At 68.3% G+C, this 14,872-nt stretch carries 12 protein-coding genes and 2 pseudogenes; 9 read left to right on the forward strand and 5 right to left on the reverse strand.

Annotated features, from left to right (window positions below; genetic code table 11):
- Window positions 1-14 precede the first annotated feature (14 nt).
- From OG734_RS01375 to OG734_RS01390, 4 genes are read left to right on the forward strand one after another with little or no spacing between them, the layout of a single operon-like run.
- Window positions 15-1,565: a bifunctional 3-(3-hydroxy-phenyl)propionate/3-hydroxycinnamic acid hydroxylase gene (locus OG734_RS01375; RefSeq protein WP_330285606.1), complete on the forward strand. Its 1,551-nt coding sequence runs from the start codon at window positions 15-17 to the stop codon at window positions 1,563-1,565.
- The gene (locus tag OG734_RS01380) at window positions 1,562-2,854 is read left to right on the forward strand and encodes an MFS transporter (RefSeq protein WP_330285607.1); all 1,293 of its coding nucleotides are present in this window, start codon (window positions 1,562-1,564) and stop codon (window positions 2,852-2,854) included. The genes OG734_RS01375 and OG734_RS01380 overlap by 4 nt, the downstream gene beginning before the upstream one ends.
- On the forward strand, window positions 2,851-3,966 hold the full coding sequence (locus OG734_RS01385; protein WP_330285608.1) for a maleylacetate reductase: 1,116 nt from the start codon (window positions 2,851-2,853) through the stop codon (window positions 3,964-3,966). The genes OG734_RS01380 and OG734_RS01385 overlap by 4 nt, the downstream gene beginning before the upstream one ends.
- Window positions 3,963-4,889: a dioxygenase family protein gene (locus OG734_RS01390; protein WP_443064813.1), complete on the forward strand. Its 927-nt coding sequence runs from the start codon at window positions 3,963-3,965 to the stop codon at window positions 4,887-4,889. The genes OG734_RS01385 and OG734_RS01390 overlap by 4 nt, the downstream gene beginning before the upstream one ends.
- Before the next feature lie 262 nt (window positions 4,890-5,151).
- On the opposite strand, the gene OG734_RS01395 is transcribed toward OG734_RS01390, so the two are convergent.
- Both OG734_RS01395 and OG734_RS01400 read right to left on the reverse strand, forming a co-directional pair.
- On the reverse strand, window positions 5,152-5,664 hold the full coding sequence (locus tag OG734_RS01395; RefSeq protein WP_330285610.1) for a hypothetical protein: 513 nt from the start codon (window positions 5,662-5,664) through the stop codon (window positions 5,152-5,154).
- A 13-nt stretch (window positions 5,665-5,677) separates the two neighbouring features.
- Window positions 5,678-7,153 (reverse strand): SulP family inorganic anion transporter, encoded by a 1,476-nt coding sequence (locus tag OG734_RS01400; RefSeq protein WP_330285611.1) that lies wholly within the window; start codon window positions 7,151-7,153, stop codon window positions 5,678-5,680.
- 434 nt (window positions 7,154-7,587) lie between these two features.
- Between OG734_RS01400 and OG734_RS01405 the strand changes: the two genes are divergently transcribed.
- Window positions 7,588-8,007 carry a MerR family transcriptional regulator gene (locus OG734_RS01405; protein WP_330285612.1) on the forward strand — a complete coding sequence of 140 codons (420 nt, stop codon included), beginning with the start codon at window positions 7,588-7,590 and terminating at the stop codon, window positions 8,005-8,007.
- Between the two features lie 68 nt (window positions 8,008-8,075).
- On the opposite strand, the gene OG734_RS01410 is transcribed toward OG734_RS01405, so the two are convergent.
- Window positions 8,076-8,309 (reverse strand): hypothetical protein, encoded by a 234-nt coding sequence (locus tag OG734_RS01410; protein WP_330285613.1) that lies wholly within the window; start codon window positions 8,307-8,309, stop codon window positions 8,076-8,078.
- 565 nt (window positions 8,310-8,874) lie between these two features.
- Between OG734_RS01410 and OG734_RS01415 the strand changes: the two genes are divergently transcribed.
- The 4 genes from OG734_RS01415 to OG734_RS01430 all read left to right on the forward strand — a co-directional run bounded on the left by OG734_RS01415 (window position 8,875) and on the right by OG734_RS01430 (window position 13,666).
- Complete coding sequence (locus OG734_RS01415; protein WP_330285614.1) at window positions 8,875-11,127, forward strand: glycoside hydrolase domain-containing protein; 2,253 nt, start codon at window positions 8,875-8,877, stop codon at window positions 11,125-11,127.
- 47 nt (window positions 11,128-11,174) lie between these two features.
- Window positions 11,175-11,945 (forward strand): hypothetical protein, encoded by a 771-nt coding sequence (locus OG734_RS01420; RefSeq protein WP_330285615.1) that lies wholly within the window; start codon window positions 11,175-11,177, stop codon window positions 11,943-11,945.
- Window positions 11,946-12,215: 270 nt separating this feature from the next.
- Entirely contained in the window at window positions 12,216-12,527 is a 312-nt protein-coding gene (locus OG734_RS01425; protein ID WP_330285616.1) for a hypothetical protein, read from the forward strand.
- A gap of 923 nt (window positions 12,528-13,450) precedes the next feature.
- Window positions 13,451-13,666, forward strand: coding sequence for a DUF6243 family protein (locus OG734_RS01430; protein WP_180985858.1), 216 nt, complete (start codon window positions 13,451-13,453; stop codon window positions 13,664-13,666).
- 204 nt (window positions 13,667-13,870) lie between these two features.
- Here OG734_RS01430 and OG734_RS01435 read toward each other — a convergent pair.
- Window positions 13,871-13,948: pseudogene (locus OG734_RS01435) on the reverse strand (IS5/IS1182 family transposase); the annotation flags it as partial.
- A gap of 536 nt (window positions 13,949-14,484) precedes the next feature.
- A pseudogene (locus OG734_RS01440) lies at window positions 14,485-14,598 on the reverse strand (kinase); the annotation flags it as partial.
- Window positions 14,599-14,872: the final 274 nt, after the last annotated feature.

Consider the following 14,872-nt stretch of genomic DNA (forward strand, 5'->3'; position numbering starts at 1 on the left):
GGAGGGGAACGCACGTGTACGACGTCGCCGTCATCGGGTACGGGCCCGTCGGCATGGCCACTGCGGCGCTGCTCGGTCAGGCAGGCCACGACGTGGTCGTGCTGGAGCGCTACCCGACCCTCTACAACCTTCCCCGCGCCGCCATCTTCGACGACGAGACGATGCGGACCTTCGACCGCCTCGGTATCTCCCGCGATCTGCTGCCCACCCTGCACGTCCAGCGCAACTACGAATGGCGCAACGGCGCGGGCGAGCTCCTCATCGAGCACGACTTCGCCGCCGTCGGCGGCCAGGGCTGGGCCGAGTGGTACATGATGTACCAGCCCTATCTGGAGGACACCCTCGACGGCCTGGTCCGCGGTCTCGGACACGTCGAGATCCGGATGGACTCCCCGGTCACCGGCCTGCGGAGCACGCACCACGGCGTGGACATCCAGGTCGAGGGAAGTGACACGGCCGTCTCGGCCCGGTATGTCGTCGCCTGCGACGGCGGCAACAGCTTCACCCGCACCTGGCTGGGCGTCGGGCAGGACGACTACGGGTTCTCCGAGCCGTGGATGGTCTGCGACTTCCGCCTGACCGGCCCCACCGACATTCCCAAGGCCCGTCAGGTGTGCGACCCGAAGCAGCCGGTGTCGATCATCTCGCTGGGCCCCCGGCACCACCGGTTCAGCTTCATGCTCGACTCGGCGGACTCCTTCCCCACAGAGCGGGAGCCCGACCGGGTGTGGGCACGGGTCGCCGGCTACGTCGACCGCTCGCAGGCCGAACTCGTCCGCGTCGCCACCTACACGTTCCGCTCGCTCGTCGCGGAGCGCTGGCGCAGCGGCCGGGTCCTGCTCGCCGGGGACGCGGCCCATCAGATGCCGCCGTTCCTCGGACAGGGCATGTGCTCGGGCATCCGCGACGCCCAGAACATCGCCTTCAAACTCGACGTCGTACTGCGCGGCGCCGACGACGCGCTCCTCGACACCTACCAGAGCGAACGCGAACCGCATGTGCGGGCCATCATCGCCAAGGGCATCGAGCTGGGCCGGGTACAGACCATGCGCGATCCGGTGGCCGCCGCCGAGCGGGACGCCCGACTGATCGCCCTGCGCGAGGCGGACGGGCGCCCCGAGAAGATGCGCTTCCCCGGCCTCGGCCCCGGTCTGCGCGACGAGTCCCCGCAGGCCGGGCATCTGATGCCGCAGGGCCGGGTGGAGTCGCACAGCACCGAGGGGCTCTTCGACGAGGTCCTCGGCCGCGGATTCGTACTCCTCGTCGACGGCCGGACCGGTGCCTCGCTCGACGCCTCGACCACGAAAGCCGCCGCGCGTCTCGGCGTGGCCGTCCACCACCTCACCGACCGCCGCCACACCACGGAGGGGGTCACCGATGTCGGCGGCGTCTACGGGCCTTGGTTCGACGAGACCGGCCGCGCAGCCGTGCTGTGGCGGCCCGACTTCTACATCCTCGGCACCACGGGCGTCCTGTCGGACGTACCGGCACTTCTGACCACACTTGCCACAGCAGTCGAGCCCGTACAGGCTCCTGCCATAGCTGGAGAAGGGATCCGGCCATGACCACACAGTCCGCCGTCCGTCCGCAGGTCCGCAGAGCATCCGCGACCACGTTCATGCTGATCGCCGCCTGGGTGGTCGCGTCCCTGGAGGGATACGACCTCGCCGTGTACGGCGTCAGCGTCCCCGCGATCCTCGGCGACCCCTCTCTCGGCATCGACAAGGCCGAAGCCGGCACCATCGGCTCCCTCGTCGGCATCGGGATGCTGATCGGCGCGGCCCTCGCCGGAGCCCTGCTCCACCGCACCGGCCCGCGTCGGCTCCTGCTCGCCGGCACCACCGTGTTCTCGCTCGGAATGGCGGTCTGCACGTTCGCCGGTGGCGTCCCGTCGTTCGGCGCCGGACGCCTTGTCGTCGGCCTCGGCCTCGGTGTCGTACTGCCTACGATCAACGCCTATGTCGCCGACCTGAGCGAGCCGGGCCGCCGCAGCCGTAACGTCGCCCTGATCATGAGCGGCTACGCGGCCGGCGCCCTGCTCTCCCCGCTGCTCGGCACCGCCCTGCTCCCCGACGTCTCGTACCGCTGGCTGTACGTCATCGGCGTGCTCCCGGTGTTCCTGGCCGTACCTCTCGTGCTCCGGCTCCCGGAGAGCCCGTTCCACCTCCACCGCACGGGCCGCGCCACCGAGGCGAGAGCTGTGGAGGAGCAGCACGGCCTCGTCCCGTCGGACGCCGCGCCGACCTCGGACCCGGGCCGCATGCTCGGCCTCGGATCGCTGCTCACGGGCGGCCTCGCGGTCTCGACCCTGCTCTTCTGGGCCATGTCCTTCTGCGGACTCCTGCTCGTCTTCGGCATCAGCACCTGGCTGCCCAGCATCATGCAGGCCGCCGGCTTCTCCCTCGGCTCGGCGCTGCTGCAGACGGCGGCGATGTGGTTGGGCGTCGGTGTCGGCGCCATCGTCGGCGGCCGGGTCGCGGACGCGCTCGGCGCCAAGCGTGTCGTGGTCGTCGCGTTCCTGGTCGGCACGGTCAGCCTGATCGCGATGAGCACCCGCCCGCCGACGCCCGTCATGTTCGTACTCATGTTCATCAGCGGGTTCGGGTTCATCGGTTCGCAGATTCTCGGCAACGCGTTCATCGTGACCAGGTATCCGGACGCCGTGCGCGGCAACGGCCTCGCCTGGGCCCTGTCCATCGGCCGCTTCGGCGCGATCGCCGGCCCGTCCCTGGGCGCGTTCGTCCTCACGTCGGGCGCCGACGTCAAGTGGGCTTTCTACGCCTTCGCCGTCCCCGCCCTCGTCGGAGCGTTCGCGGCGGGTGCCGTGCCCCGGGCGCGAGAGGTGAAGGCATGACCGTCGCCCCTTCGCCGGTCGTCTACGAGTCCTGGGGCCAGCGGGTCGTCTTCGGCTCGGGCACGGTTCGCAAGGACGTGGCGGCCGCGGTCAAGGGGCTTGGCGCAAGCCGGGTCCTGGTGATCGCGGCCGACGGGGAGCGGGCCCTGGCCGAGGACATCTGCAAGGACCTACCGGTCGTAGCGGTCTTCGGCGGCGTCCGGCCGCACGTACCGGCCGACGTGGCGCAGGCCGTGCGGGCCGCGGCCCGCGAACACGCGGCCGACCTGCTGCTGAGCGTCGGCGGAGGGTCGACGACGGGCACCGCCAAAGCGGCGGCGCTCACCACCGGACTGCCGATCCTCGCCGTCCCCACCACCTACGCCGGCTCCGAGGCCACCCCCGTCTGGGGCCTCACCGAGGACGGCCACAAGCGCACCGGCGTCGACCCGAAAGTGCTCCCCCGCGTCGTCGTCTACGACGCCACACTCATGCTGTCCCTGCCGACCCGGCTGTCGGTGACGTCCGGCCTCAACGCTCTCGCCCACTGCGTCGACGCGTGGTGGGCGCCCCGGCACAACCCGATCAGCTCCGCGCTGGCCGTCGAGGGCGTCCGCTCGCTGGCGTCCGCACTGCCGCGCATCGTCGCCGACGGCCAGGACGTCGCCGCCCGCCGCGACATCCTCTTCGGCACCTACCTCGGGGCGGTCGCCTTCGCCGGCGCCGGCTCCGGGCTGCACCACAAGGTGTGCCACGTCCTGGGCGGCGCGTACGACCTCGAACACGCCGCGCTGCACTCGGTGGTCCTGCCACATGTGGTCGGCCTCAACCTGGCCGTGGCACCCGACGCGGCCAGGCACCTCGCAGCCGCGCTCGACGTACACACCGACCCGTTCGCCGCGTTGCTCGACCTCTACGCGCGGCTCGACCCCCCGCATTCGCTACGCGAGTTGGGGCTCGCCGAGGAGGAACTCGACCGGGCCGCCGACCTGGTCATGCCACAGGTGCCGGACTCCAACCCGCGCCGGGTCACCCACGACGAGATGCGCGACCTGCTGGGACGCGCGTACCGGGGCGACACCCCGGTGACGGTCCCGCCCAACGCCCTCCGTACGAAAGAGCCACCCCGATGACTGAAACGACCGAGACGACCAGGACCGGGACGACGGGGACTGGTACTGGGACTGGGACTGGGACAAGGGGGACCACTGAACAGGAGTTGACCGACAACGTCGTCGCGAGCTTCGACACCGCCAAGGACGAACGGTTCCGCGAGGTCATGCAGGCGCTCGTGCGGCACGCCCACGCGTTCGTGCGCGAGACCCGGCTCACCGAGGCCGAATGGTCCGCGGCGATCGGGTTCCTCACCGCGGCCGGTCACATCACGACCGACACCCGCCAGGAGTTCGTCCTCCTCTCCGATGTCCTCGGCATCTCCATGCTCACCGTCGCGGTGAACGAACCGGGCCTCGGCGAGTCGACGGAGTCCACGGTCCTCGGCCCCTTCTTCGTCCAGGACTCGCCCGAGATCGACCTCGGCGGGGACATCGCGGGCGGCGCGAAAGGCGAGCCGTCGTGGGTCGCCGGCACGGTCAAGGACACCGACGGCAACCCGGTCCCCGGGGCCCGCATCGAGGTGTGGGAGGCCGACGACGACGGCATGTACGACGTCCAGTACGACGACGGTGCCCTCGCCGGGCGCGCGCACCTGTTCGCCGACACCGAGGGCCGCTACCGGTTCTGGGCGCTCACCCCCACGCCGTACCCGATCCCCGACGACGGCCCCGTCGGCCGGCTCCTCCAGCACGCCGGACGTTCCCCGATGCGGGCACCGCACCTCCACTTCAAGGTGACGGCACCCGGCTTCCACACTCTCATCACGCACATGTTCGTCGCTGGCGACCCCACTCTGGACAGCGACTCCGTATTCGGCGTGAAGGAGTCACTGGTGCGCCCCTTCGACCGCCACCGGCCGGGAACGCCGACACCGGACAGCCGCCAGCTGGAAGGGCCGTGGACGTCGGCACGCTTCGACATCGTCCTCAGGAAGGAGTAGGACGCACGGCCGCTGCCGTTCTGGAACTCACCTGCCCCGAAGCTCAGGCCTGCTCGGACCGTCCCTCGTCTTCGTACGTAAAACTCAAGTTCTTCCTTCGACGTGTTCCGGCTGGTTGCAGTGGCGGCCCGCGAGCCCCGCGCTCGGCCGGCTCGACATCGCCGCCCGTGCTCTGCGCACCGCCGCCCTGACCCCACCAGCGTCACCAGCAAAGTCACTGCATTGCTCCTGGTCCAGCGTCCGCTTCGACTTCCCCATCTACTCAACGGATGTTTTCGCCAGGTAGCGAGCGACAAGGTCCAGTCGGCGGGGCGTCGACGGCTCGGGCAGCAGGCTCGGAGCGCTTGAGTTCCGATGTCAGTAGAGGGTCTGCGTGCTTCTGAATGTCGGTGGGTTTTGATGTCGCTCGGGCGTGCGGCAAGGGCAGTGGTAGATCGTTGGAGAGCAGTCCCCGGTGCGAAGCGCCGGGGGTGTCCATGTGCGTTCCTGGCAGTGGGAAGAGCCGGACCTCACCGACTTCTTCGCCGAACTGCTCAAGCGGCACAAGAAACCGATGCCATGAGGCTTGCTGGAAGTTGATGTTCTGCTTGTCCGGGCGAGCGGGGATTCGGTTCGGGCCATGGCCGACCACGGCGTAGCGGTAGATCTCGCCGGTTGCGTCCTCGCTGTCCAGCCGGCTCAGCAGTTGCCAGGACTCCGGGTCGATGCGCTGCTCCGGTGCGGGTAGGTCCAGTGATGGCCGCCGGAGGAGAGCTGATGTCTCCCAGGCGGCCATCGCAGCGGGGATTTCAGTGGCTGGTGAGTTCGCCGGTGAGCTTGCCGTGGAGGTCGGCGCTGGGGTCGTTGAGGCCGATGATCTCGACGGTCTTGCCGCGCTGGGCGTACTTGGTCTCGATCGCGTCCAGGGCGGCGACGGAGGAGGCGTCCCAGATATGGGCGGCGCTCAGGTCGATGACGACCTTGTCCGGGTCGGTGGCGTAGTTGAACTGGCCGACCAGGTCGTTGGAGGAGGCGAAGAACAGCTCGCCGGTCACCGAGTACACCACCGTGGCGTGGTCGGGGTCGATGACGGAGGTGACGTTGGCGAGGTGGGCGACGCGCTTGGCGAAGATGACCATCGCGGTGATGGATCCCACGACGACGCCGATGGCGAGGTTGTCGGTGGCGACCACGCAGACCACCGTGATGACCATGACGGCGACCTCGCCCGTCGGCATGCGCTTGAGTGTCTTGGGGGCGATGGAGTGCCAGTCGAACGTCGCGAACGACACCATCACCATCACGGCGACCAGGGCGGCCATCGGGATGTCGGAGACGACCGGGCCGAAGACGATGCACAGCACCATCAGGAATGAGCCCGCCAGGAAGGTGGAGAGGCGGGTGCGCGCCCCGGACACCTTCACGTTGATCATGGTTTGGCCGATCATGGCGCAGCCGCCCATGCCGCCGAAGAAGCCGGTGACTATGTTGGCGATGCCCTGGCCGATGGACTCGCGGGTCTTTGAGGAGTGGGTGTCGGTGATGTCGTCGACGAGCTTGGCGGTCATCAGCGATTCCATCAGGCCCACCAGTGCCATCGCGAACGCGTAGGGGGCGATGGTGGTGAGGGTGTCCATGGTGAACGGCACGTCGGGCAGGCCTGGTACGGGCAGGGAGGACGGCAGCGCGCCCTTGTCGCCCACGGTCGGCACGGCGATCCCGGCTGCCACCGTGATCACGGTGAGGATGACGATGGCGACGAGCGGCGCCGGGATCACCGTGGTGACCTTCGGGAAGAACACCATCAGCGCGAGACCGCCGATGATCAGCGGATAGACGGGCCAGGGCACGTCGTGCATCTCCGGGACCTGCGCCATGAAGATCAGGATGGCGAGGGCGTTGACGAAGCCGACCATCACCGAGCGGGGCACGAAACGCATCAGCTTCGCCACCCCCAGCGCGCCGAGGGCGACCTGGATGAGGCCGGCGAGGATAACGGCGGCGACCAGGTAGCCGAAGCCGTGCTCACGGTTGAGCGGGGCGATCACGAGGGCGACGGCGCCGGTCGCCGCGGAAATCATCGCGCGGCGGCCGCCGACGATCGAGATCGTCACGGCCATGGTGAACGAGGCGAACAGGCCGATCGCCGGGTCGACCCCGGCGATGATGGAGAAGGAGATCGACTCGGGGATCAGGGCGAGGGCGACGACCAGGCCGGCCAGCACCTCGGTGCGCCAGACCTTCGGATTGTTCAGCCAGTCGGGACGCAGGCCGCGTAGGCGCATGGCTGGGGACAGTGCGGAAGGAGACAAGGAGATGCGTACCTGTCGTGCTCAGGCACCCCCCATCAGCAGGCTGGGGCGTGCGGGAAGGACGCGCAGGAGCCGGGCCGGCACCCTGCGGACGACCCGCAGGGCGGGCCGGAAGTCAAAGGGAGGGACGCAGGGCGGGGCCTGGCGCGGGAGCGCGGCCGGGCAGCTCACATCCGGGGGCGAAGGGTCACGGCGGGCAGGCGGCGGCGATCAGCGTCATGGGCTCGCGCACGCTCTCTCCTGCAAGAATCGAATCTTCGCCGGGGGCGCCATCGGCCCCGGAACGGCAATGACGGGGCAGCCGGGCCGCCCTCGCCATCAGCAACTCTACCCTAACGTTAGAGTAGAGGTCGGTGAGGTCGCACGGGACGCGGCCCGCCACAACGGGAAGGGCCAGGACCACGGGCGTGGACGACAAGCACATGCAGATCGGCGAGGTCGCCGCGCGGACCGAGCTGTCCCTGCGCACCATCCGCCACTACGAAGAGACCGGCCTGGTCATCCCGTCCGCCCGCTCGCAGGGCGGCTTCCGCCTCTACACAGAGTCCGACATCGCCCGCCTCATGGTCATCCGCCGCATGAAGCCCCTCGGCTTCACCCTGGACGAAATGCGCGACCTCCTGGACGCCACCGACCGCCTCGACTCCGACGAGCCGGACGGCATCGACGAGCGGGAAGCACTCCTGGAGCGGATAGAGACCTACGAGCAGGCCGCCGCCCAGAAAATCGAGGACCTGCGCATCCAACTGGCCCGCGCCGAAGACTTCGCCGCCACCCTCCGCGCCCGGCTCGGGACCGCCCGCCATGAACAGGGCACCCCGGCCTGAATCACCGGCCGGCGGCCTGCACCACGCGTCGCACCTCGGCCCCCAGGAGGCCGCCGACATGGGCGGCTTCACGGGGTGCTGGCTCGGACGCGGAACGCCAGCCCCTGCGGGCTGCTCACACGCCGGCCGCCTGGGCCCGCGGATCGGGCCCGCACGACGCCTCCTGCCCGGCGCCCCTGCTGCTGGGCCGCCGCCGTCCTGGGCCTGCTCGCCGTCCCGGCCCGCGCCGGGAGCACGGACCGGCCGGGGCTGTCCGTGTGGACGCCGGCCGGGAATGTGCTGCTGGTCGGCGCCTCGGTCACCGCCGCCCTCCTGGCGATCGAACAGCGCGGGCAGCACCCAGCCGAGGCGGCAGCCCTCGCGCGCCCGACCTCAGGACGGGATCCGCGTCGGCAGGCGAGACTGGAGGCCAGCCGGAATATGCCGGAAACAGGTCCTCTGCCTGGGCGCGGCGCTGCCGCCCCCGAGGACGGTTGAACGCCTGGCCGCTACGCCCAGGCATCCCGCCACCGCCAGAACCACGTGGCCTTCTGTGGCGCAGGCGGGCGCGGCCGGGCCAGCAGGAATAGCAAAGCCCTTCCGGGCGAGTAGCCGCACAGAATCTCCACAGCATCTCTGTGGCTCATCTCACGTTTCTCGTTGGGGTAAATGAGATTCACCCGCACCGAAATCCGAAAAATCTCTCCAATGCTCCAACAACTCGGACATATCGATAGCCTCTAGGTAGGGCAAATTTCCTGGACTGGAACGCATCAACGCTTGCAGGATCTGCAAGGATCTAATTCAGGAAAAGCTGCGGGGACGGACTGTGCTGGATCTTTCCGGCGGCCCAGGACTCCACGCCGGGACCCGGGGGGAAGGACACCGATGGACGCCATGGTGCTGCAGGCGCAGAAATTCATCAACACCACTTACGCGGGGGTCTCCGGAATACCCACGGTTGTCGAGGACGGCACAACCGGCTGGGACGTCATGTACGCGCTGACCCGGGCTCTCCAGTACGAGCTGGGTATCACCGCACTGTCCGATACTTTCGGCCCGACCACGCTCGGCAAACTCACCTCGCTTTATCCGGTCATCGACGGGACGAACGGGAACGCCAACATCAACCGCATCGTCCAGTCCGGCCTCTACTGCAAGGGATACGACGGCAGCGGAATATCCGGGTCGTACGACTCGACGACCGGCTCCAGCGTGACCCAACTCAAGGCCAACATGGGCGTCGCGAGTACCTTTCCTGGGAACGGTGTCACTCCCAAGGTCTTCAAAGCGCTGCTGACAATGGATCCCTACGTCCTTATCAGCGGCGGCAGCGACCAGGTGCGCGCGATCCAGCAGTGGATGAACGCGAGTTACATCAACCGCGCAAATTTCTTCATCATCCCCTGCGACGGCTACTTCTCCCGGGACGTCCAGAAGGCGCTGATGTTCGCGATCCAGTTCGCCATCGGCTATGACGACGCCACAGCGAACGGCGTCTTCGGGCCGGGGACGCAGGCCGGTTTGAAGGCCAATACCCTGTCGGTCGGTTCGAGTGGCACCTTCGTTCAGCTCTTCACTGCCGCCATGGTATTCAACAAGCGCTCGGGGGCAGTTTTCGCCAGTTCCTTCGGATCGGATCTGGCAGACGCGGTCGCGAACTTCCAGAGTTTCATGCGGCTTCCCGTCACCGGCACCGGAAACTTCCAGACCTGGGCCTCCCTGCTGGTCAGCACCGGAGACCCGAGCCGCTCGGGCACCGCCTGCGACTGCGTCACCGAGGTCACCGCCGACCGCGCAGCAGCGCTCAAGGCGTCCGGATATTCGATCATCGGCAGATACCTGACCAATGTCGCGGGCACCACCCTCAACAAGAAGATCCAGGCCGGGGAGTTGGACACCATCGCGGGCGCCGGCCTGCGAGTATTCCCGATCTACCAGACCTACGGCGGCTCGGTCAGCTACTTCAACCACAGCCAGGGGGTGGCGGACGCGTCGGCCGCCATCGACGCAGCCCAGGGTTACGGCTTCAAGAGAGGGACGCGGATCTACTTCGCGGTGGACTACGACGCACTCGACGCCGATGTCACCAGCAACATCATTCCGCATTTCCAGGGAATCCAGGAGCGCTTCGACCAGTATGCCGCCGGCTACAAAATCGGCGTCTACGGGCCGAGAAACATCTGCAGCCGCGTCGCCGCCTCCGGTGCGACCTCCGCGAGCTTCGTCTCGGACATGTCGACCGGATTCAGCGGAAATCTCGGCTTCTCGATGCCGGAGGACTGGGCCTTCGATCAGATTTCCACGATCTCCGTCGGGTCGGGAACCGGTGCCATCCAGATCGACAACGACATCTCCTCCGACCGGGACAGTGGGCAGAACACCTTCGATCCCGTCCCCACCCAGAAGCTGGACGTCGCGTTCGACACGGCAAACCGTGACGCACTGCTCGCCGACATTCGGGCGACCATGCAGTCCCTGGGTGTGGACGAGACCACCTGGTACACCAATCATTCGACGGAGGACGCCCTGAACGTCGTTCTCCAGTACGACTCCTACATCACCGGACTCGCCCGCTCGCTGAAAATGCGCAAGTCTCTCATCCAGGTTCCGATCTTCTGGGAATACCGGAAGTACACCTATCTGGACGATGTCGCGAACACCCTTGTCCAGGAGTACTACAGCTACATGGAGCAAATGGAGGCATGGAACAACATGCCCGTCTGGCAGCAGCTCATCACGCCGGTCCCGGAAATGCCGGTCGGTTCCAGGGAGGACGCCAGTGCAGGGCTGGGTCAGATTTTCGCCGCCACCGCCATCAGTGCCCGCAATTACTGCTCCTCGGCGGGAATCACCAACGAGGCGACGCTCGATGCGTCGGACTGGCACACAATGGAAACCGTCTGGAACAATCTGTACACGAACAACGAGTACAACATCACCACTGTGGCCCTCGTCCACATATCCGATGCGCATTCCATCGGTCAGCGCATTCCCGGCCTGGATTATACGGACACTGAAACACAGGCCGTCCTCGCACGCTACAACGGCACCGGCGCCGATGCGACGGAGTACGGGGTCCAAAACCTGAGCGTCTACCAGACGTTCGAAAAGTACAACGCGCCTGCCCGAAACCTGTGACCCATGCCGAGCGAGTGGAAAAGAGTGCGGAAATGACTGGAGATCCGATGTCCGAACAGCATGGGAACGCGAAGAAGACCGCCCGGCGCCCGACCCGCCGGTCCGTTCTGACGACCGGCACCGGGGTGCTGGCCGGTACGGCCCTGTCCGGCTGGGCGGGGCAGGTCCCGGCGATGGCCGCCAGCAAGGGCAGGACGGTGAAAGCCACCCGGCCGCCCACACCTACCGACGAACACCCGACGCCGAGGAAGACCCCGGTCAGCGCCAACGGCTGGGCAACGGAGGCGAAGGCCAACGACGGCGGCACCATATGGTCCAGAGCCGTCAACGGCAGCAATCTCTCGGTGGAGGTACGGACCGGGGACGTTGCCGCGGTCCTCGTCTACGTGGTGCGCCGTTTTCATTACGAGATCGACGCCCTGCGGACCGGCGACGTGGTGGGCTTCAGGAAGCTGGGCAGCACCAGCCTCTCCTCCCCGCAGAGCAACCAAGCCTCGGGGACCGCGGTCTCGATCCGCAGCGGCTGGTACCCGGAGGGCATATCCGGGGGCTTCTTCGCGCCGCAGCTGGCCGTCATCCGGGACATCCTCGCCGAATGCGACGGCGCGGTGCGGTGGGGAGGCGACGACAAGCGGCCCTACGAGGCGCTGTTCTACATCGACGTCCCGCCCAGCAGCGAGGAACTGAGCACGATCGGCAGCCGCATTCTGGGCTGGAACCAGCAGCCCGGCCAAGGGGCAGGCCAGCTCCCGGACCCGTCGCAGCCGACGCGCCGGTCCGCCGCCCTCGCCCTGGAGCGTGTCCAGCGCGGTTCGTGACCTGACCTTTCCGCGTACTGACCCCACCAGGACGGACCGGCGCCGGGTCCCCACCACATCGCGCCGGATGAACGGCCGCCCGGCATCCCGCCTACCGCTGCCGTCGTCCGCCGCAGGGGTGACCAGCGGCCGTTGTTAGTCTCTCCCGTGAGAAGACACCCCGCTCCGGGCGTGTCGCGCACATCGGCGGCCCTCATACGGCGCCCTCGGCCACCCCCGCCGGAGGATGGCGGCGAGCCGCCCCGCCCGGGCCACCAGGACAGGACAGATGTGAATACCAGCGCCCCTGTCGCCGCCCCTCGTACGCGGTCCGCGCAGGAAAGCCGCCGCATACGGATCCGGGCCGGTTTCGGTCTCGGCCTGCTCCCCGTCTCTTTCGTGCTCGCCGCCCTGATCTGGCTCTACTGCGCGGACCAGTACGCCCATTCCGGCGCCGACTGGACCACCCACTGGCCGCTGGGGCTTACGCTCTTCGCCGCCTCCGGACTTCTCGGACTGCTGGCGTTGTGCCTGCCTCGACGATGGCTCGTGTGGCTGCAACTGCTCCTGCTGCTGCCGGCCATGGCGCTGTTCGCCTTCTGACAGAGCTGGACGACCTGGCTTCGACCACAGCGTGCCGGCCGGATTCCGGGACCGTCTCGCCCACGGCGACCGCACTGACCGCCTCCAGCAGCCTCGCGTCGAACCCCACCCCGTCCGGTGGGACTTGCACGTCCTCCGCGGTGGCCCGTACCCGCCACCCCGTTCACGATCACGACGGTAGGAATATGGTCAATGACTTTCTGTGCACAAGGCGTCGTCTTCAAGAGGCTGGAAGACGCCTACCGCCCGTCGGTGAGGGGTTGGCAGAAATACAAGGTCCGCGAGACGAGCGAGGCGATCGTCGGCGCAGTGACCGTGACCGGCCCTCTGGGCACTCCCCGCACGCTGCTGCTCGGCAAGGTACAACGCTCAAGGGCACCTTCAGTACGGCGGCCGCACCACCACCCTCGCTCAGGCGGCAGGTGCTGCGGTCGCCGGCCTACTCGCTCCGGGACGGGGCGGTCATCCGTGGACAGGCTGGTCGTTCTCTGCCGGGTGTGGCGGCCAGGAAAAGCTGGTCGTCACGCTGGTGGAACCCGAGCTGGTGGTGGAACCCGAGCTGGTGGTGGAAGTCGACGCCGCCGGGACTGGAGGCCGCAATCGTCCGACAACGTCCTCGGCGGCCCAGCAACGCCCAGCTGGACCTGCCCCGGGCAGGCGGAGACCACCGGGTGGGTGCCGGCTGTGCCGCGATTCCCGGAAGGAAACAGCTGACCCCAGGCGCTCGCAGAAGGCCCGGCCGACGCCGGGGGCGAAAGGTTGGTGTGCGGGGCCGACGGGACCGGGTAACGTCTTTGTCATGTTCTTCCAGACGCCGATTTACGAGTGAGAACATGATGGGCCGCTGCTGACGTCCTTCGACGTCGCCGCCCGTCCCCCATCGATGGACCCGTAGATCACTTCACATCATTACCGGAGAACCCGTGACCGTGAGCAAGAACATCAACAACCCCGTGGGCATGGGCGGCGGCCAGCGCAAGAAGCTGTCCCGCGCCGAACGGCAGAACAACGGTCCGCACCGCAACCTCGACCGCCAGGGTGCAGCCGACCGGAAGGCGGAGCTGGTGCGCAAGATGCGCGAGAAGGCAGGCGCGGCCGAGGGCGCCGGGCAGGCGGGCGACGACACCGCCCAGAGCTGACGCACCGCCACCGCAGGGCGGCACCGCACGGGCAGGGTCCGGACCGCGACACGCGGTCCGGACCCTGCTGCCGTACCGGGCACGGCTGGTCCCGCCCAGCTCTCGGCCGACCACCCGCAGCTCAGCTGACCACGCGGGGCAGCGGCAGATTCAGCAGCCCCGTAACCGCCACCACCCCGAGCTGCACCAGGAGCTTCACCACCAAACGGGGCACCCGACCACGACGATCAGGCGGGTGTCGGCGTCGGTGACGACCTGGTGATTGGCGGAGTACCAGTAGTTCTAATAGCTCATCGGTGAGCCTGAGCGCGAGAGTGCAAGGGCCCGCTGTGCGAGGTGGAAGCCTGCCCCCGTTCCGGGTTCCGGGACTGGATTCCCGTGGTCGGACCGACTCCGCCTCGCCCCTCGCCCTGTCGGTCGAGACCTTCGGTAGTTCCGGGACTCGATCTCTTGTCAAAGACCGGCCCCGCCCGGCAGGAGCGAGGACATCACAGGTTTCATGTCGCCAGCCCGCTGGCAGGGGCCGTCCTCTCAGCAGTTCGCGAGCCCGAGAGCTCTTCAGCAGGCCGAGGTCCCTGCCGGTCGCTGCAGACACGAACGGCTCATGGGATGGCGTGCCCCGAGCACTTCTATTGGAGCGCCGCGTGCTCCGCCTGGGAAGTGAAACCCCACGTTGGCACGGAGGTAGAGAAACTGAGCGCGATCTTCTGCGGCATCGACTGGGCGGAAGGACACTACGACGTAGCTCTGCGCGGCGGCCCGGCCGACGCGCAGCCGGCTGAGCGCGCCCCGATCCCCGGCTGCGTCCGCGCCGCCCGTCCCGCCCACGGTTTGGTGGCGTGGCGGGCCAGGGTCTGCTCGAACGGCACGTGCAGGTAGTAGAGGCTGGTCGGGCCACGGTGATCGGCGAGCAGTCGGGCGAGCATGTCGCCGTCCAATCGGCAGTGGCTGCTTCCGCGTCCGCGTGCACGGCGACCCAGCCGGTCCACTCGGTCCCGGGTGCCCCCGGCCCGGGCAGAAGCTGCCCCACGGGTGCCCTTCCGACTCTTCCGCCGCGCCGGGGTGCGTGGACAGACTGTGGCGAGAGGCACGTTCACCGTCCTCCGGCGAAGGAGCACCGTGCGTAAACACGAGGAGTCAGACAGCGCAACCGGCAAGGCGTCGGTCCGGCCTCGCCGGTCGGCCGCTGGCCCTGCCGTCCCGGTG

It is taken from the genome of Streptomyces sp. NBC_00576, from assembly GCF_036345175.1.
Taxonomy (GTDB): domain Bacteria; phylum Actinomycetota; class Actinomycetes; order Streptomycetales; family Streptomycetaceae; genus Streptomyces.